This window comes from Bradyrhizobium sp. UFLA05-108 (assembly GCF_059803455.1).
This window is the reverse complement of sequence record NZ_JBANAZ010000071.1, coordinates 18,173-35,410: the sequence shown is the minus strand read 5'-3', so window position 1 is coordinate 35,410 and position 17,238 is coordinate 18,173. Positions and strand designations below refer to the sequence as shown.

Annotated in this window: 16 protein-coding genes and 1 pseudogene; 9 read left to right on the top strand and 8 right to left on the bottom strand. The window is 64.2% G+C overall.

Annotation, left to right across the window (positions count from 1 at the left end; translation table 11 throughout):
• Window positions 1-141: 141 nt before the first annotated feature.
• The gene (locus SO140_RS36690; RefSeq protein WP_449382544.1) at window positions 142-912 is read right to left on the bottom strand and encodes an outer membrane protein; all 771 of its coding nucleotides are present in this window, start codon (window positions 910-912) and stop codon (window positions 142-144) included.
• Window positions 913-1,358: 446 nt separating this feature from the next.
• Between SO140_RS36690 and SO140_RS36685 the strand changes: the two genes are divergently transcribed.
• The 3 genes and pseudogenes from SO140_RS36685 (at window position 1,359) to gyrA (ending at window position 5,366) form a co-directional block, all read left to right on the top strand.
• Window positions 1,359-1,850, top strand: coding sequence for a single-stranded DNA-binding protein (locus tag SO140_RS36685; protein ID WP_449382543.1), 492 nt, complete (start codon window positions 1,359-1,361; stop codon window positions 1,848-1,850).
• A 214-nt stretch (window positions 1,851-2,064) separates the two neighbouring features.
• Window positions 2,065-2,462 (top strand): annotated as a pseudogene (locus SO140_RS36680) (DUF2306 domain-containing protein).
• 168 nt (window positions 2,463-2,630) lie between these two features.
• Complete coding sequence (gene gyrA, locus SO140_RS36675) at window positions 2,631-5,366, top strand: DNA gyrase subunit A (protein ID WP_449382541.1); 2,736 nt, start codon at window positions 2,631-2,633, stop codon at window positions 5,364-5,366.
• Between the two features lie 57 nt (window positions 5,367-5,423).
• Here gyrA and SO140_RS36670 read toward each other — a convergent pair whose 3' ends face one another.
• Together SO140_RS36670 and SO140_RS36665 are read right to left on the bottom strand one after the other, a co-directional pair.
• A complete protein-coding gene (locus tag SO140_RS36670) occupies window positions 5,424-7,277 on the bottom strand; it encodes a potassium transporter Kup (protein ID WP_449382558.1) in 1,854 nt (617 codons plus the stop codon).
• Window positions 7,278-7,457: 180 nt separating this feature from the next.
• Window positions 7,458-7,715, bottom strand: coding sequence for a hypothetical protein (locus SO140_RS36665; RefSeq protein ID WP_449382557.1), 258 nt, complete (start codon window positions 7,713-7,715; stop codon window positions 7,458-7,460).
• Window positions 7,716-7,962: 247 nt separating this feature from the next.
• On the opposite strand from SO140_RS36665, the gene coaD reads away from it, so the two are divergent.
• From coaD to queA, 5 genes are all read left to right on the top strand, one after another.
• A complete protein-coding gene (coaD, locus tag SO140_RS36660; protein ID WP_449382540.1) occupies window positions 7,963-8,460 on the top strand; it encodes a pantetheine-phosphate adenylyltransferase in 498 nt (165 codons plus the stop codon).
• A gap of 36 nt (window positions 8,461-8,496) precedes the next feature.
• Complete coding sequence (locus SO140_RS36655; RefSeq protein ID WP_449382539.1) at window positions 8,497-9,072, top strand: peptidylprolyl isomerase; 576 nt, start codon at window positions 8,497-8,499, stop codon at window positions 9,070-9,072.
• A gap of 8 nt (window positions 9,073-9,080) precedes the next feature.
• Window positions 9,081-9,491: a UCP034077 family protein gene (locus tag SO140_RS36650; protein WP_449382538.1), complete on the top strand. Its 411-nt coding sequence runs from the start codon at window positions 9,081-9,083 to the stop codon at window positions 9,489-9,491.
• Window positions 9,488-9,952, top strand: a complete 465-nt coding sequence (locus SO140_RS36645) for a peptidylprolyl isomerase (protein ID WP_449382537.1) — start codon at window positions 9,488-9,490, stop codon at window positions 9,950-9,952. The genes SO140_RS36650 and SO140_RS36645 overlap by 4 nt, the downstream gene beginning before the upstream one ends.
• Window positions 9,953-10,097: 145 nt before the next feature.
• A complete protein-coding gene (gene queA, locus SO140_RS36640; protein WP_449382536.1) occupies window positions 10,098-11,174 on the top strand; it encodes a tRNA preQ1(34) S-adenosylmethionine ribosyltransferase-isomerase QueA in 1,077 nt (358 codons plus the stop codon).
• Between the two features lie 120 nt (window positions 11,175-11,294).
• On the opposite strand, the gene SO140_RS36635 is transcribed toward queA, so the two are convergent.
• The 4 genes from SO140_RS36635 to SO140_RS36620 all read right to left on the bottom strand — a co-directional run bounded on the left by SO140_RS36635 (window position 11,295) and on the right by SO140_RS36620 (window position 15,421).
• Window positions 11,295-12,332 carry an aspartate-semialdehyde dehydrogenase gene (locus tag SO140_RS36635; protein WP_449382535.1) on the bottom strand — a complete coding sequence of 346 codons (1,038 nt, stop codon included), beginning with the start codon at window positions 12,330-12,332 and terminating at the stop codon, window positions 11,295-11,297.
• Window positions 12,333-12,564: 232 nt separating this feature from the next.
• The gene (locus SO140_RS36630) at window positions 12,565-13,182 is read right to left on the bottom strand and encodes a PepSY domain-containing protein (protein WP_449382534.1); all 618 of its coding nucleotides are present in this window, start codon (window positions 13,180-13,182) and stop codon (window positions 12,565-12,567) included.
• Between the two features lie 241 nt (window positions 13,183-13,423).
• Window positions 13,424-14,164 carry a TetR/AcrR family transcriptional regulator gene (locus SO140_RS36625; protein WP_449382556.1) on the bottom strand — a complete coding sequence of 247 codons (741 nt, stop codon included), beginning with the start codon at window positions 14,162-14,164 and terminating at the stop codon, window positions 13,424-13,426.
• Window positions 14,165-14,305: 141 nt separating this feature from the next.
• Window positions 14,306-15,421 (bottom strand): patatin-like phospholipase family protein, encoded by a 1,116-nt coding sequence (locus tag SO140_RS36620; RefSeq protein WP_449382533.1) that lies wholly within the window; start codon window positions 15,419-15,421, stop codon window positions 14,306-14,308.
• Window positions 15,422-15,693: 272 nt separating this feature from the next.
• On the opposite strand from SO140_RS36620, the gene tgt reads away from it, so the two are divergent.
• Window positions 15,694-16,842 carry a tRNA guanosine(34) transglycosylase Tgt gene (gene tgt, locus SO140_RS36615; protein WP_449382532.1) on the top strand — a complete coding sequence of 383 codons (1,149 nt, stop codon included), beginning with the start codon at window positions 15,694-15,696 and terminating at the stop codon, window positions 16,840-16,842.
• Window positions 16,843-16,845: 3 nt separating this feature from the next.
• On the opposite strand, the gene SO140_RS36610 is transcribed toward tgt, so the two are convergent.
• Complete coding sequence (locus tag SO140_RS36610) at window positions 16,846-17,061, bottom strand: hypothetical protein (protein ID WP_449382531.1); 216 nt, start codon at window positions 17,059-17,061, stop codon at window positions 16,846-16,848.
• Between the last annotated feature and the right edge of the window lie 177 nt (window positions 17,062-17,238).

The window sequence follows — 17,238 nt, the reverse complement described above, 5'->3', positions numbered from 1 at the left end:
TGAAGCCCATAGTTGTGTACCCGAGAAGCCACACCACGCCAAAACGTGTAAGTGTAGCTGACCTATTCTCGCCGAATGCATGCGCGCAGCAAAAAGGCCGGCGTTAGCCGGCCTTTTCGAGAAGAATAGTTTTGGCGGAGATCAGTACTTCGCGATGAGCGGGCCGCCCCAACGATAGTTCAGGCGGACGAGGCCCATATCGACGTCCTGGCCGATTCGGTCGCTGCCGAACGACAAACCGCCGGGCGTTGTGAAGCCAATGGTGCGGTGGCCGAGGAAGAGGTGGTCGTACTCGACGCCCACCGACCAGTTCGGCGCAAAGCCAAATTCCAGGCCGGCGCCGACTGTACCACCCCAACGCGTTTCGCGAGCCGAAGCCAGCAGCGCGCCGCTTGGGACGTCGAAGACGTCATACTTGTCGCCGACAACCGCACCGCCGCCCTTCACATAGAACAGCACGTTGTTCCAGGCATAGCCGATTTGGCCAGTGATCAGGCCGAAGGAGTCGATGCGCGAACGGTTGCGGTCGGTCAGGAAGACGGCGCTGGTGTTGTCGCCCCGGAAGTCGGCCCAGTTGCCCTGGCCTTCGAAGCCGAACACCCACTGGCTGGTCTGCCAGCGATAGCCGATCTGACCACCGACCGTGCCGCCGGTTGCGTTGTGGCAGCCTTCACCCACGAGACTGCCGGGGACGCCAGTCACGAAGCCGGTGCTGTCCACGAAGTCCCAGCATTTGTGGGCCGAGCCGCCGCCGCCGTTGATGCCGATGTAGAAGCCGCTCCAGTCGTAGATTGCGGCGACCGCCGGGGGCGGAGCCTTCACGTATGGACGCGCCGCGAGATCCGCTGCGCTCGCCGGAGCCGACAGGCTCAGCGCAACGGCACCAACGACCCCCACCAAGATCTTCTTCATTTCTGTCCCTCCGGCTGTACCCGCTTCTTTAGTCCCCGAAGCGGTCAATCAGGCGCGACGCCCAATGAATTGATGTCGCACCAAGCGTAGTCTGATTTGGAGGTAGAGTCCGTCTCCAAAAAGCAACAGTCGCGAGTGAACTGGGAGGTTCCTAAGTTAATGAATGTTAAGCGGTATTTCGCGCGCGCTGGAACCCGAAAAAGTTCCATGCGGTTCCGGTGATTTTTCGAGTATGCAACCCCATGTTGCGCGCGCATCCGGTCGCCGCCCATAGGAACAAAGCTGGAACGCTGCCTGCCCAGGTGCTATATGTGGGGATAACCTGCGGGACCGCGGGCTCGGCGACGTCCGCCAGCGTATAGGGTCCTTCAGCAAGCGGCAGCGAGCGGTTTTGGCACGGCTCCGGCTTTTTCGAGCAATTTCGCAGTTTGGAGTGGAGAGCGGCGATGGCGGGAAGCATCAACAAGGTCATTCTGGTCGGCAACCTCGGCAAGGATCCGGAAATCCGCCGCACCCAGGACGGGCGGCCGATCGCCAATCTGAGCGTCGCGACGTCGGAGACCTGGCGGGACAAGGCGACCGGTGAGCGCAAGGAAAAGACCGAGTGGCACCGTGTCGTGATCTTCAACGAGGGGCTCGCGAAGGTCGCCGAGCAGTACCTGAAGAAGGGCGCCAAGGTTTATGTCGAAGGCGCGCTCCAGACCCGCAAATGGACCGACCAGAGCGGTGCCGAAAAATACTCGACCGAGGTGGTGCTGCAGGGCTTCAACTCCAACCTCACGATGCTCGACGGTCGCGGTGGCGGAGGAGGCGGCAGCTTTGGCGAGGAGCCGGGCGGCGACTTCGGCTCCTCTGGCCCGGTGAGCAGCGCGCCGCGCCGCGCTGTCGCGGCGGGCGGTGGCCGCAACAGCGATATGGATGACGACATTCCGTTCTGAGCTGACTTGCCGTCCTAAGAGCCTGGTTCGGCGCCTTCGCACAAAGGGTCAGCGTCTCTTACCAATCTTTTGATCAAGCTGGTATTTACCGGCCGCGCTGATGTTGCGCCTGAGGATTTGATGTCGGGCGATGTGAATGGTATTAACTTCATGTTAATGCTATTTACATTGCTCGCGCCGGCTTCTCAGGCGCCATCGCCAGGACGCCTCAGCCATGACCCTCGCGCCTCTGCTTGACGCTGCTCCAGCCATTCCGCTCCATGCCTTTGCGGCGATGGCCGCTTTTGCGCTTGGCGTCGTCCAGTTCGCGGCGCCCAAGGGGACGCTGCCGCACCGGACCGTCGGCTGGATCTGGGTGGCGCTGATGGCCATCGTGGCCGCGTCATCGTCTGGATCCACCAGATCCGGCTGGTCGGGCCGTTCAGTCCGATTCATCTGCTCTCGATCTTCACGCTTGTGATGCTGCCGCTCGCGGTGTGGCGGGCGCATACCCATCGCGTCGCCGATCACCGGCGCATAATGATCTTCATGTTCGCCGGCGCACTGGTGATCGCAGGGCTGTTCACGCTGCTGCCGGGACGCATCATGCATCAGGTGATATTGGGCTCATAAGGCAGGGTTCCAGAGGGGCCTTTCCGCTCCCTCCTGCCGAGTCTTCGCAGAAGCCGTAAGTCGTTGGAAAAATAAGCGGAAAAAGCGCCTCCCGGGACTGCGCGAGGGTGGTTATCAGACCCCCGATGCGCTATATGATTCCCGGACAAGAACTCACCGGATTTCCCCTTGGCTGACGACGATAACGACAAGCCCGGCGACAAGCCGGAGCATCCTTCGGATATTCGCCCGATCTCGATCCTCGACGAGATGAAGAAGTCCTACCTCGATTACGCCATGAGCGTGATCGTGGCGCGCGCGCTGCCCGATGCGCGTGATGGCTTGAAGCCGGTGCACCGGCGCATCCTCTTCTCGATGAACGAGGAGGGCTATACGCCCGACAAGAAGCACAAGAAGTCCGCCGGCATCGTCGGCGACGTCATGGGCCAATACCACCCGCACGGCGACCAGGCGATCTATGACGCGCTGGTGCGCATGGCGCAGCCCTTCTCGATGCGCGAACTGCTCGTGGACGGGCAGGGCAATTTCGGCTCGGTCGACGGCGATCCGCCGGCGGCGATGCGCTACACCGAGTCGCGCCTGACCAAGATCGCGCTCAAACTGCTCGAGGACATCGAGAGCGAGACGGTCGACTTCCAGGACAATTATGACGGCTCGACCAAGGAGCCGGTGGTCCTGCCGGCGCGGTTCCCGAACCTGCTGGTCAACGGCGCCGGCGGCATCGCCGTCGGCATGGCCACCAACATCCCGCCGCACAATCTGGGCGAGGTGATCGACGCTTGCCTGGCCTTGATCGACAATCCTTCGCTCACCATCGACGAACTGAACCACATTATCCCAGGTCCGGATTTCCCGACCGGCGGCATCATCCTGGGGCGCCAGGGCATCCGCAGCGCCTACCACCTCGGCCGCGGCTCGATCGTGATGCGCGGCAAGGTCGAGTTCGAGACCATTCGCAAGGAACGCGAGGCGATCGTCATCACCGAGATCCCGTATCAGGTGAACAAGGCGACGATGGTCGAGCGTATCGCCGAGCTCTACAAGGAAAAGAAGATCGAGGGCATTTCCGACCTGCGCGACGAGTCCGACCGCGACGGCTACCGCGTCGTCGTCGAGCTCAAGCGCGACGCCATGCCCGACGTGGTGCTGAACCAGCTCTACAAGTTCACGCCTTTGCAGACGAGCTTCGGGGTCAACAGCGTTGCGCTCGACTCGGGCCGTCCGCAGACGATGAACCTGAAGGATATGCTGACGATCTTCGTCGGCTTCCGCGAGCAGGTCGTCACCCGCCGCACCAAGTACAAGCTGCGCAAGGCGCGCGAACGCGCCCATGAGCAGGTTGGTCTTGCGATCGCCGTCGCCAATATCGACGAGATCATTCGCGTGATCCGGACTTCGCCCACGCCGGCCGCCGCGCGCGATACCCTGATGACGCGCGACTGGCCGGCGCGTGATGTCGAGGACATCATCACGCTGATCGATGATCCCCGCCACCGCATCAACGCGGACGGCACCATCCGTCTGTCGCTGGAGCAGGCCAGGGCAATTCTGGAGCTGCGTCTGGCGCGCCTCACCGCGCTCGGCCGCGACGAGATCGGCGAGGAGCTCTCAAAACTCGCCGGCGAGATCGGCAACTATCTCGACATCCTGCGTTCGCGCGCCCGTATCCTCGACATCGTCAAGACCGAGCTCGCCGAGGTGAAGGCGGAATTCGCCACGCCGCGCCGGACCGTGATCATGGAGCAGGAAGGCGAGGTCGAGGACGAAGACCTGATCCAGCGCGAGGACATGGTCGTCACCGTCTCGCATGCCGGCTACGTCAAGCGCGTGCCACTGTCGGCCTATCGGGCGCAGCGCCGCGGCGGCAAGGGCCGCGCCGGCATGCAGACCCGCGATGAGGACTTCGTCTCGCGCCTGTTCGTGGCCTCCACGCACACGCCGGTGCTGTTCTTTTCGTCACGCGGGCAGGTCTACAAGGAGAAGGTCTGGCGCCTGCCGATGGCCGCCCCCAACGCGCGCGGCAAGGCGCTGATCAACATCCTGCCGCTCGAGCAGGGCGAGCGCATCACCACCATCATGCCGCTGCCGGAGGATGAATCCACCTGGGGCCAGCTCGACGTGATGTTCGCTACCACCGGCGGCAATGTCCGGCGCAACAAGCTGTCCGACTTCGTCGATGTGCGCCGTTCCGGCATCATCGCGATGAAGCTCGACGACAATGAATCGATCGTCGACGTGCAGATCTGCACCGAGCGCGACGACGTGCTGCTGACCGCCGCCGGCGGCCAGTGCATCCGCTTCCCCGTCACGGACGTGCGCGTGTTCACCGGGCGCACATCGATGGGCGTGCGCGGCATCGCGCTGGCGGAGGCCGACAAGGTGATCTCGCTGGCGATCCTGCGCCATGTCGACACGACCTCGGACGAACGCTCGGCGTACTTGAAGATGCGCCGCGCGGTCGCCGGCGAAGGTGTGGCTGATGAGGCCGCAGCGGACGCCGAGGCCGAGGAGACGTCCGGCAGCTTCCAGCTCCCGCAGGAGCGCTATGTCGAGATGTCGGCGGCCGAGCAGGTGGTGCTGACCGTCTCCGTCAACGGCTATGGCAAGCGGACGTCGTCCTACGAGTACCGCACCACGGGACGCGGCGGCAAAGGCATCGTCGCGATGAGCGTCAACAACCGCAACGGCAATCTGGTGGCGTCCTTCCCGGTGGAAGAGGCCGACCAGATCATGCTGGTGACCGACAAGGGCCAGCTGATCCGCTGCCCGGTCGAAGGCATCCGCATCGCCGGCCGCTCGACGCAGGGCGTGATCGTGTTCGACACCGCCGACGACGAGCACGTCGTCTCGGTCGAGCACATCACGGAAGAGACCGAGAATGGCAACGGCGAGAATGGCGAGTAGTGTTTGGCGAATAGCGAATGGACAGATTTCCATTCGCTATTGGCTATTCGCCATCCGCTAGATCTCCAGCTCCGTACCGAACTCCACCACCTGTCCGGTCGGCACGCCGAAAAACGCGGCGGAACGTTCGGCGTTGCGTTGCAGGAAGGCAAACAGCGACTCTCGCCATACCCACATGCCCGGAATGTCCTCGCTCGGGATGATGGTCTCGCGGCCGACATAGTAGGTGATGTCGGAGAGGTCGATGCCCGGCAGCTTGCCCTGCCGGCAGGCGAGCTTCAGTCCCTCATAGATGGTCGGGTTCTGCATGAAGCCGTAATGCATGACCACGCGCGTGATCGCCGGGATGATCTCGATAACCTCGGTGCGCTCCTCGTCGGGCACGTGCGGGATTTCCTCGATCAGGACGGTCACGAGCAGCACGCGTTCGTGCAGCACGCGGTTGTGCTTGACGAATTGCGTCAGCGCCAGCGGCACGCCTTTCGGCGCCGAGGCGAGATAGACGGCGGTGCCGGGAAGCCTGGCGCGGCACTTGTTGACGGCGGTCTCGATCAGATCCTCCTCGGGCTGGCGGAGCTTCGCGCGGGCGCGCTCGACGAGCTTGACGCCGCTGCGCCAGGTCAGCATCAGGAAGGCGACGAGGCCGGCGAGCAGCAGCGGAAACCAGCCGCCCTCGAACAGCTTGATCGAATTGGCCGCGAAGAAGATCACGTCGATCGCAAAGAAGAAGCCGTTGACCGCAACGACCAGCCACGGCGAATAACCCCACTGGATCGCGACAAGCGCGGCGAGCAGCGTGGTGATCGCCATCAGGAGCGACACCGCGATGCCGTAGGCGCCGGCAAGCGCGTCCGACGTGCCGAAGGAGAGCACCGCGCCGAGCGTTGCGGCGGCCAGCAGCCAGTTCACCAGCGGTACATAGATCTGGCCGATCGCATCGCTCTGGGTGTGACGGATCTGCATCCGCGGCAGGAAGCCGAGCTGGATCGACTGCTGGGTCAGCGAGAACACGCCTGAGATGATGGCCTGCGAGGCGATCACGGTCGCAACAGCCGAGAAGGCGACCAGCAGGTAGTGCAGCGAATCCGGGCAGAGCTGGAAGAACGGATTCTCGATCATCGTGGGGTCGGTGATCAGGAGCGCGGCCTGTCCGAAATAATTGAGCACCAGGGCCGGCAGGCAGATGGCGAACCAGGCCAGCCGGATCGGCAAGCGCCCGAAATGCCCCATGTCGGCATACATCGCTTCGCCCCCGGTCACCGCCAGGAAGGCCGCGCCGAGGATCGCGAAGGAAATGTGGAAGTCCTGGTGGATCAGGAATTCAAAGGCATAGAGCGGACTCAGCGCGGCGAGCACCGCTGGCGCCTTGACGATGCCGTGGATGCCGAGTGCGGCGAGCACGCCGAACCAGGCCAGCATGACGGGGCCAAAGATCCGGCCGATGAAGCCGGTGCCCTGCTTCTGCATCATGAAGAGGCCGATCAGGATGGCGATCGTGATCGGCACCACGACCGGCGCGAGCGATGGCGCATCCACTTTCAGACCTTCGATGGCGCTCAGCACCGAGATCGCCGGCGTGATCGCACCGTCGCCATAGAGCAGGGCGGCGCCAACGAGGCCGACCACCAGGAGATGTGCACGCCATGTGCCCGGCTGGGCGTGACGCGCATGCAGCAGTGCCAGCAGCGCCACGATGCCGCCTTCGCCGCGGTTATCGGCGCGCAGGATCAGCAGTGCGTATTTCAGCGAGATGATCAGGAGCAGCGCCCACAGGATCAGGGACGCAACGCCGAGCACGGCGTCCTGGGTGACCGTCCCGCCATGGGCTGCCGCCTTGGCGGCCTCCTTCAAGGCATAAAGGGGGCTTGTTCCGATATCGCCGTAGACGACCCCCAGGGCGCCCATGGTCATGGCAAGGGGCAGCGGATTGGGATGGTGGCCGGTAGCGACAGCAGGCGTACTGGTCAATGGCAACCCCCTGATGGCGACGCGCCCGCCGGGCTATCCGGAGGGCGCGGTCGTCAGCTCAGTCTGCGACGAGACGCCGCAAATTTCCATGGGGTTTGTGTGACGCCGGATTAGGCAGCTTGCCTACGGCGTCCGGTCGGCGGTCACCAGGCGCACCTCGCGGACGTTTGCCTTGGTGCCGGCGCGGCGCAGGCAGGAGGCTTCGAAATTCGGCCAGGCCTGCTGCGAGCAATCCTTGCCGATGACGCGGATATCCAGCCGGTCACCCTTGGCGAGGGGCTGCGGCACGCTGGCTTCGACGGTCGGAGCGAAACCGGGCAGCACGGTAAGAGCCGCGGCAACGCATGCAGCAACAGCGATCGCTGAAAGAGTCTTGATCATAGACGGTCCCCTGTGATGCGGCCGCTGCGCCTGTTTGCGGCCCGTCATTTCGTTGCGCGGATTAGTAACCATGGCCAGTTTCCGGACGTCTTCGCGGATACGGGAAATGGTTTCGTTCGCGATCCGTTTTGTTTCGTCGCTGCCCTCAGGACGAAACAGTTCAGGGGGTTCCGACATTTCTTGCGGGAAAAGCGGGCAGGGAACCTGCCGGCTTGCCGGGCAATGCAGGGCGCGGTAGGAGGAGGCCATGCCGCGTATCGCCTTTTATCCGGGTTCCTTCGACCCCATCACCAACGGCCATCTGGACGTGGTCCGGCATGCCGTTCCCCTGTGCGACCGTCTGGTCGTTGCGCTTGGCGTGCACCCCGGCAAGAAGCCGCTGTTCTCGACCGAGGAACGGCTCAAGATGCTCTACGACGTCTGCGGGCCGATCGCTGCCCAGGCCGGCTGCGCCTTCGAAGCCACGACCTTCGACGACCTGACCGTGACCGCGGCGCGAAAGCACGGTGCGACCATCATGATCAGGGGGCTTCGCGACGGCACTGACCTCGACTACGAGATGCAACTTGCCGGCATGAACGAGGCCATGGCGCCGGAGGTGCACACCGTCTTTCTGCCGGCCTCACCCATGGTCCGCCCGATCACCGCCACACTGGTGCGCCAGATCGCCGGCATGGGCGGGGATGTCTCGGCATTCGTGCCGCCGCTCGTCGCAAGCCTGCTCAAGGCAAAATTCGCCGGCTAGCGGCGCGCGTTTCATCTCATCTGATCCGGAGTTTTCATGATCCGTCGTCTCGCAATTCTTGCCACGATCTTTGCCGCGCTGATCGGCATTGCCCCTGCCGTCGCTCAGACCCTGCCGGCGGGCCTCGACAAGGCCAACGCGCTCGTCATCGACACGACCAAGGGCCGCATCGTCATCAAGCTGCGCACGGATCTTGCGCCCCAGCATGCCGAGCGGCTGAAGCAACTCGCGCGCGAAGGCTTCTACAACAACGTGCCGTTTCACCGCGTGATGGACGGCTTCATGGCGCAGACCGGCGACGGCCAGAACGGCAACGGCACCGGCGGCTCGAAATATCCGAACCTGAAGCAGGAATTCTCCAAGGTGCATTTCGCCCGCGGCGTCGTCGGGATGGCCCGCCGCGGCGACAGCGTCGATAGCGCCAATTCGCAGTTCTTCATCATGTTCGCGGACGGCGGCAGTCTCGACGGCCAGTACACCGTAGTCGGCGAAGTCGTGCAGGGCATGGACGTCGTCGACAAGCTGAAGAAGGCACCGCCTGGTTCCGGCAGCGGCACCGTCACCGACCCCGACAAGATGGTGAAGGTGCAGGTCGCCTCCGACATCAAATAGGAGAGGCGATGACGCGCCGCGGTGAAAAGCTCCTCGTAGCTGCCGCGGTGCTCCTGCTTGGCATCACGAGTGCAGCGGCGCAGGACGAGCAGGTCAACACCATCCGCGATATCTTCGTGCGGTTGGGCCGTTGCTGGAAACCGCCGCCGCCCTCGAAGGCCCGCCCCATCGACATCACGGTCGTCGTGAGCTTTAACCGCGCCGGAGAGATTTTGGGCCACCCGAGGATCACCTACGAGTCCAAGGATGCCTCAGATAATGACCGGCTCGAATACCGGATCGCGGTGATGGAGGCATTGCAACGCTGCACGCCGATGCCATTTACCGAAACGATGGCCGGCGCCGCTGCGGGGCGTCCATTCGCGGTCCAGTTCCACGGCCGGAAGACTTCACCCCCAACCCCAGAGAGAAAAGCATGAGCGTCACCGAAAACACCCTGATCCTCGAGACCACGCAGGGCCCCGTCACCATCGAGATGCGGCCCGACCTCGCGCCTGGCCATGTTGCACGCATCAAGGAGCTGGTACGCGAGGGATTCTACGACGGCATCGTGTTCCATCGCGTGATCGACGGCTTCATGGCGCAGACCGGCTGCCCACACGGCACCGGCACCGGCGGCTCCGGCAAGAAGCTGAAGGCCGAGTTCAACAAGGAGCCGCATGTGCGCGGCACCGCCTCGATGGCCCGCGCCGCCAATCCCGATTCCGGGGACAGCCAGTTCTTCATCTGCTTCGACGACGCCCGCTTCCTCGACAACCAGTATACCGTGTGGGGCAAGGTCACCGCGGGCATGGAGAATGTCGACAAGATCAAGCGCGGCGAGCCCGTGATGAATCCCGACAAGATCGTCAAGGCGCGCATGGCGGCGGACAAGGAGTAAGTGTTTCCCCTCATGGTGAGGAGGCGCGAAGCGCCGTCTCGAACCATGAGGCCACCGCTGTAGCAGCAGTCGGGCCTTCATCCTTCGAGACGCGCGTTCCGCGCTCCTCAGGATGAGCGGCTGGCTGTACCGCGGCCGAGTCCAAATGCGCACCGATCTCTTCGACTTTGACCTGCCCACCGAGCGCATCGCACTGCGCCCGGCGCATCCGCGCGACTCCGCCAAGATGCTGGTCGTGGAGGGCGGCGCGCTGCGCGATCACCTCATCTCCGACCTGCCGCAGTGGCTGAAGCCGGGCGACCAGCTCGTCGTCAACGACACCAAGGTGATCGCGGCGCAATTGAAGGGCCGCCGCATCGGCCGCGAGACTGAGCCGAAGATCGAGGCGACGCTGATCAAGCGTCTCGACGGCTCGCGCTGGCAGGCGCTGGTGAAGCCGGCGAAAAAGCTCGTCGCCGGCGACCGCATCCGGTTCGGCAATGAAGGCAAGGTCTGCCTGCTCGGTCATCTCGACGCCGAGGTCGAGGCCAAGGGTGCGGAAGGCGAGGTGACGTTGTCGTTCTCGTTTCATGGGCCTACGCTCGACCAGGCGATATCAGATCTCGGCAGCCCGCCGCTGCCGCCCTACATCGCCTCGAAGCGCACGCTGGATGACCAGGATCTGGCCGACTACCAGACCATGTTCGCGGCCAATGAGGGCGCCGTCGCAGCGCCGACAGCCGGCCTGCATTTCACGCCGGCGCTGGAGCAGGCGTTACGCGCGCGCGGCGTCGGCCTCAACCGCGTCACGCTGCATGTCGGCGCCGGAACGTTCCTGCCGGTGAAGGTCGACGACACCGAAGGCCATAAGATGCACGCCGAATGGGGTACGATCTCGGCCGAGACGGCGGATGTGCTGAACACAACGCGAAAGAACGGCGGCCGCATCGTCGCGGTCGGCACCACGTCGCTGCGGTTACTGGAGAGTGCGGCTGACGAGGATGGCACGATCCAGCCATTCGCAGCCGACACGGCGATATTCATTACCCCCGGCTATCGCTTCCGTGCCGTCGATATCTTGCTGACCAATTTTCACCTGCCGCGCTCGACGCTGTTCATGCTGGTGTCGGCGTTTTCAGGGATCGAGACGATGAAGGCCGCCTACGCGCATGCGATCGCGGAGGGGTATCGCTTCTATTCGTATGGCGATGCGTGCCTGCTGTTTCGGGGCACAAGCAATTAGCCGCACGTTGTAGGGTGGGCAAAGCGAAGCGTGCCCACCGTCTTTCTTGACTGCGCGAGAGAAGAGGTGGGCACGGCGCTTGCGCGCCTCTGCCCACCCTACGCATCTACAACTCTTCCGCTACGCAATCACGCGCTGCGGCAGCAGCTCCGCGATCTGCACTGCGTTGAGTGCTGCACCCTTGAGCAGCTGATCCGCGGCCACGAACATCGAGATCGAATGCCCGCTCGGGTCGCTCAGATCCTTGCGGATGCGGCCGACGAGAACGTCGTCCTGGCCGGAAGCGTCAATCGGCATCGGGAAGTAGTTCTTGGCGCGGTCGTCGACGACCTTCACGCCGGGCGCCTGGGCCATGATCGCGCGGACCTGGTCCTCGGTGATCGGCTTCTCGCATTCGAAGGTGATGGCCTCGCAATGGGCGCGCAGCACCGGCACGCGGACGCAGGTGACGCCGATGGCGATCTTCTCGTCTTCGAAGATCTTGCGGGTCTCCTTGATGACCTTGGTCTCCTCGTCGTTGTAACCGGTCTCGGGATCAACGGCGGTGTTGTGGTTGAAGAGATTGAAGGCGTAGGGGTGCGGCATCACCTTGGGCGTGTAAACCTGCCCGTTGAGGTTTGCGCGGGTCGACTCGACGAGCTCCTCCATCGCGGCAGCACCAGCGCCGCTGGCGGCCTGATAGGTCGAAATGATCACACGCTTGATGCGGTTCTTCTGGTGGATCGGCCATAGCGGCACCAGCGCAGTGATTGCCGCGCAGTTCGGGTTGGCGATGATGCCCTTGTGGTCGCGGATGCGGCTCGCGTTGATCTCGGGGATCACCAGCGGCACGTTCGGGTCCATGCGGAAGGCGGAGGAGTTGTCGACCACGACCGCGCCGGACTTCACCGCGATCGGCGCGTACTTCTTCGAGATGCTGCCGCCGGCGGAGAACAGCGCGATGTCGACGCCGTCGAAGGAACGCTCGCCGAGTTCTTCGATCACGACCGGCTGGCCGCGGAACGACACCGTCTTGCCGGCGGAGCGGGCGCTTGCCAGCGCCTTCAGCTTGCCGACGCGGAAACCACGCTTGTCCATGGTGGCGATGAATTCGGCGCCCACCGCACCGGTGACGCCGACAATCGCGACGACGGGATCGTTACTCACATTCTCCTCCATTGAGCTTTAGACAACAAAAAAGCCCCGGACCATCACGGTGCGGGGCTGCGGTAGAGCTGATGCGTTAAGTCTGTGACTACGCGCGCACGCCTCCCCGGGCCCCGAAGGCCGTGGTGGTTTTCGTCGTGCGTTTCGTCGCGGTCATCATGGCGGCGACTTATGCGGGAGAGTCTTGGCGTCGTCAACGGCTTTTCAGCCCGATCCGGGGCTGTAATGGAGCAGGCGCCTCGTATTACCGCCGGCTCGCGGCGCCGGGCGGCTCGAGAATGACCTCCTTGAGATCGGTGCCGCTCATGACGACGATCGCGAAGTTCAGTCGGCCGCCCTCGCGGACCATGCCGCCGCTGATCGCCTTGCCGGAGGCCGCGTGCTCGGCCACGCGCACAGCGTCGGCCAGGCGGTGCTGGATGGTCTTGAGGGTGGCAAGGTTGCTGCGGTCATCTGCATCGAACTCGTCGAGCGGTGAGGCCGCGCCGCCGCCGACGATCTTGCCGGTTGTGGCGTCGATCGCGTGTTGCCAGACACGGTCGTTGTGCAAGGTTTTTACCCGGTAGACCGGCGAGGCGGCGGCCCCGTCGAAACTGACGTCCGCCGTCGTCGAACCCGCATGCTGCGCCTCGGCGATCGCCATCGCCTGCCTCAGCGAGATCGCGGAGTCGCGGAACAGCGCGAGCTCGCGGTCGACCGTCCGCTGGTCCAGGGCGGCGCCGTCGTCGGCCTCGCTCCGGAGCGCGGCTCTCGCGTCTGCCGTCGCCGCCACCGCATAAACCGGCGCAGGGAGCAGGGCCGCCCACAGAGTGAGCACGAGCAGTGATTTCCAGCGTTTCGGAGCGCGCATCGGTGCCGTCATCGTCTTCACCCGTGCGGAGGTGCAGGAAAGGGCGCGGCCGACCGGGGGCAACTGGCCGGCCGCGGAACGCCGCAACAGCGTAGGATGTTGCAGCGATCAAAGTCTTAAGAACGGTGCGGGCCTGCCAGGGGCTGGGAAGGCATCAGCCCGTACCTTGCTTATAAACAAAACCATACCGTATCGTTTTATTACGAGCAAGGTGCAATTCGTCATCGGGCGGAGATAACCGGTCACGAATCTGTCAGCGGGACGGGCGGCGCCGAACAGCACCTTTGGTCGCGGCCTGGACGCGGCCCGGGGGGCCGAGCGCACCGGCCAAAAACAGCCGGATCGCCGAGCGCATGCGCTTTTCGGCCGTCTTCATCTCAAGCGGTGTCCCGAACGTCGCCATCCGGTGGGTATGGCCGACCACGACGTCGAGAAAGACCTCGGCCGCGATACCGGTATCCTCGAGGTCCATCGCGCCCTGCGCGACCAGATGATCGAAGAACCGCGCCGTCGTGGCGACGGCCTTCATCCAGCCTTCCTCCTTGCCGAGCTTGGCGATGTCGGGGAAGTTGATGGCCTGTGACGTCATCATGCGGCTGAAGGCGACGGCGTCGGGGCCGCAGGTGAACATCAGCATCTCGCGCCCGACCTCGACCAGGCGCTGCTCGACCGAAATGTCCGAGGGGCGCGTGAGTTGCACCTCGGCGGCCTCGGCGAGCGGCGCCAGCCAGCGCGCGATCTCGCGCCTCAGAACCTCGGCAAACAAACCGCGCTTGTCGCCATAGCGCGCGTACACGGTGGGCTTGCTGACCCGGGCCGCCTCCGCCACGGCATCGAGCGAAGTCGCGTCATAGCCGCGATCGAGGAACAGGCGTGTCGCGACCTCGATCAGCCGCTGGTCGCGCTCGATGGCCGCGCTCTTGGTCGGCCGGCCGCCACGCGATTTCGGGACCTCCCGTTTCGCCGCTCTCGTCTTGATCGCAGTCAATCCCATGCCCAATGATTCCTGCGCGGTCGTGATCGTCGTCATCGCTCTATAACGCGCAGCAAGAGGGGCGTCACCGCGAATCTGGCCGAATCGGCCACATCATCAACTGTCTCGGCAACGCGCCGTTCCGCCGCGGCTCCTGCGGCCTTAGGGAAGCGTCGAGCTCCAGGCGCGGCCGGCCGCGGCCTTCTCGTACCCATACTGATAGAGCGCGCGCATATAGGCCGTGTCGAATCCTTGCGAGGGCGGCGGCGGATAATCGCGCTCGATATAGGACAGGTGAAAGCCGAGGTGATTGCGGCGCGCGAAATCGTAGGTCGAGAAGATCACCGAGCGTGTCTGTGACTGGGTGATCGAGGACAGGCTGCGCGAGGCGACCTCGATTGTGCCATTGGGTACGAGCTCGAAAGTGCGTTCGATCTTCTTGTTGACGAGAATGTAGATGTTCACCCGGCTGTTGCCGGGCAGGCGCCCGTGGAACAGTAGGTCTTCGGGAAGCGTCAGGACCGGCGCCGTGACGCCGCCATCGACATGCATCTCCTGAAAGCGCCGGCCCTGGCCTTCGGCTTCGATCAGGATCGGCGGAAACACCAGCGGAATGCTGGCGGAGGCCGCCATCACGTCGCGAAACAGCTTGAGCGCCTCGGGCGTACCGAGTGCGGCGATCCTGCCCATGTCCCAGACGGCGGTGCGCTGGGTGTCGAGATCGGTGGTCACGACGAGCAGCTTGCGGCCCTTGGCATGCTCGCGCGCGACCTGCGCCAAAATTTCCGGCCCGACATAGCGGGCAACCAGCTCGCGCAGCCGCGTGTTGCCGAACAGGCCCGAGCCGAACAGCACGCGCATGATGCTGGGATCGCTCAGCAGGCTCTCCGCGATGCCGCTGGTGTAGAGCTCCCTGAGCGTGTCGTCATATTGCGGCCCGAGGAACGCGAACGGTGCAATGAGCCCGCCGGTGCTGACGCCCGAGACGACCGAGAAGGCGGGGCGCCTGCCGGCCGCGGTCCAGCCGTTCAGCACGCCGACGCCATAGGCGCCGTCGGCGCCGCCGCCGGACAGCGCCAGGTACGTCGTGGCCGCCGCGGCGTCGTCCTTGCCTGAGCGGAATTTGTCGATGGGCTCGTCGGTGTAGCGGCGCAGGCCGTCGATATCGAGAACGCGCGAGCTGCTCGCATCGGCCGCCGAGTAGGGCGTCCGCGGCAGGGTCGTGCACCCGGCCAGCGCCAGGCCGCAGAGCAGGGTGGCCAAGCGCAGCAGGCGCATGCCCGTTCTGCAGATCCCGTCATCGAACAGGATCGATCCGGTCAAAAATGAAGGGGAAGGCATTCGCCGTAAGTCACCCACACGCACGCGGCCGCCGGCATATCGCCTGCGGCATTCCCATCCTGCCCCTTGTTAAAACTATACGGTATCGTTTTATTTAACAAGCGGAAGGCCGGCTGGGCGGCTCAATTGTGTCGGGCCGGGGACATGGACCAGATCCAGGCTTGCACAGGTGGTTGATCCGCACCCGCCGGCACGCAATAAGCAGCGCCATGAATCTTCCCAATCGCGGTCTTCCCAATCATTTCGAGCTGCTCGCAACCGATGGCGCTGCGCGCGCCGGCCGCCTGACCACGCCCCATGGCGTGGTGCGCACGCCCGCCTTCATGCCAGTCGGCACCGCGGGCGCCATGAAGGGCATGCATTGGCGCGAGGTACGCGAGGCCGGCGCCGACATCGTCCTCGGCAACACCTACCATTTGATGCTGCGGCCGGGCGCGGAACGCATCGCGGCGCTTGGCGGTTTGCAGAAGTTCACGGGGTGGAACGGCCCGATGCTGACGGATTCCGGCGGCTTCCAGGTGATGTCGCTGTCGGATTTGCGCAAGGTCAGCGAGAACGCGGTCACCTTCCGTTCGCATATCGACGGCGCCAAGGTCGAGTTGTCGCCTGAGCGGTCGATCGAGGTGCAGCGCTACCTCGGCTCCGACATCGCCATGCAGATGGACGAATGCGTGCGGCTGCCGGCCGAGCGCGACGACATCGAGCGCGCGATGCGGTTGTCGTTGCGCTGGGCGGAGCGGAGCAAGCGCGCATTCGAGAGCGCGCCTGAAGGCTACATGCTGTTCGGCATCGTGCAGGGCGGCGACGTTCCGTCGCTGCGGCATGCGAGCGCGGAAGGACTGGTCGAGATCGGCTTTCACGGCTACGCGATCGGCGGGCTCGCGGTCGGCGAGCCGCAGGAGGTGATGCTGGCGATGATCGACGAGACCGCCCCGGCGCTACCGTCCGACCGGCCGCGCTATCTGATGGGCGTCGGCACGCCAGATGATCTTCTCGAAGCCGTGAAACGCGGCATCGACATGTTCGATTGCGTGATGCCGACGCGCAATGGCCGCCACGGGGTCGCATTCACGCGCTTCGGCCAGGTCAACCTGCGCAACGCGCGCCACGCCGACGATCCGCGGCCGCTCGATGAGGAAAGCGCATGGCCGTCGGCGCGCAACTACGCGCGCGCCTACCTTCACCATCTCGTCAAGTCTGGCGAGACGCTCGGCGCCATGCTGCTGTCAGATATCAATATCGCCTATTACCAGTCCCTGATGCAGGGCATCAGGGACGCGATCCAACACGGCAAGTTCGAAGAATTCTATCAGCGTAGGCGGGAAGACTGGGCGAGGGGCGACATCGCACCACGCTAGGCGTCAATTGCAAGTGAACCGCTTGACCGAATGTTTGGTCACAAAGCCATAGCCGCAGGTATCACAGGTCCAGAGATAGCTGATCAGTTGGTCCGAGACATAGGCCGAAGCTTCGGCGGCGACCATGGAGTCGGCGCAGACCGGACAGGTGGGCAACTCGCTGCAACGTGGATCGCGGTTACGTGCGACGGTCGACAGGACTTCAGCTACTGCTGACATCGTGGGACCTCCCTGCTGTTAAACGTAAGTCTAACATAAGCAGAGTTCGTTGACGAGGTCGCAACACAAATACGTTGGTTTTCTGATATTTAATCTTTGAGCGATTTTGCGATGCAGCGAATTGGCAATGCCTCTCATTGTTGCTTGCGTGTCGTCACACGCTGCCTCTAACTGAAC

What these genes read in the sequence shown, in the direction of transcription:
- queA (WP_449382536.1), top strand. Translation starts at nt 10,098, where the DNA reads ATGCGCACCGATCTCTTCGACTTTGACCTGCCCACCGAGCGCATCGCA.
- SO140_RS36665 (WP_449382557.1), bottom strand. Translation starts at nt 7,715, where the DNA reads ATGATCAAGACTCTTTCAGCGATCGCTGTTGCTGCATGCGTTGCCGCG.
- SO140_RS36635 (WP_449382535.1), bottom strand. Translation starts at nt 12,332, where the DNA reads ATGGAGGAGAATGTGAGTAACGATCCCGTCGTCGCGATTGTCGGCGTC.
- SO140_RS36630 (WP_449382534.1), bottom strand. Translation starts at nt 13,182, where the DNA reads ATGACGGCACCGATGCGCGCTCCGAAACGCTGGAAATCACTGCTCGTG.
- SO140_RS36655 (WP_449382539.1), top strand. Translation starts at nt 8,497, where the DNA reads ATGATCCGTCGTCTCGCAATTCTTGCCACGATCTTTGCCGCGCTGATC.
- SO140_RS36645 (WP_449382537.1), top strand. Translation starts at nt 9,488, where the DNA reads ATGAGCGTCACCGAAAACACCCTGATCCTCGAGACCACGCAGGGCCCC.
- SO140_RS36690 (WP_449382544.1), bottom strand. Translation starts at nt 912, where the DNA reads ATGAAGAAGATCTTGGTGGGGGTCGTTGGTGCCGTTGCGCTGAGCCTG.
- SO140_RS36625 (WP_449382556.1), bottom strand. Translation starts at nt 14,164, where the DNA reads ATGGGATTGACTGCGATCAAGACGAGAGCGGCGAAACGGGAGGTCCCG.
- coaD (WP_449382540.1), top strand. Translation starts at nt 7,963, where the DNA reads ATGCCGCGTATCGCCTTTTATCCGGGTTCCTTCGACCCCATCACCAAC.
- SO140_RS36610 (WP_449382531.1), bottom strand. Translation starts at nt 17,061, where the DNA reads ATGTCAGCAGTAGCTGAAGTCCTGTCGACCGTCGCACGTAACCGCGAT.
- SO140_RS36670 (WP_449382558.1), bottom strand. Translation starts at nt 7,277, where the DNA reads ATGACCATGGGCGCCCTGGGGGTCGTCTACGGCGATATCGGAACAAGC.
- SO140_RS36620 (WP_449382533.1), bottom strand. Translation starts at nt 15,421, where the DNA reads ATGCGCCTGCTGCGCTTGGCCACCCTGCTCTGCGGCCTGGCGCTGGCC.
- SO140_RS36685 (WP_449382543.1), top strand. Translation starts at nt 1,359, where the DNA reads ATGGCGGGAAGCATCAACAAGGTCATTCTGGTCGGCAACCTCGGCAAG.
- tgt (WP_449382532.1), top strand. Translation starts at nt 15,694, where the DNA reads ATGAATCTTCCCAATCGCGGTCTTCCCAATCATTTCGAGCTGCTCGCA.
- SO140_RS36650 (WP_449382538.1), top strand. Translation starts at nt 9,081, where the DNA reads ATGACGCGCCGCGGTGAAAAGCTCCTCGTAGCTGCCGCGGTGCTCCTG.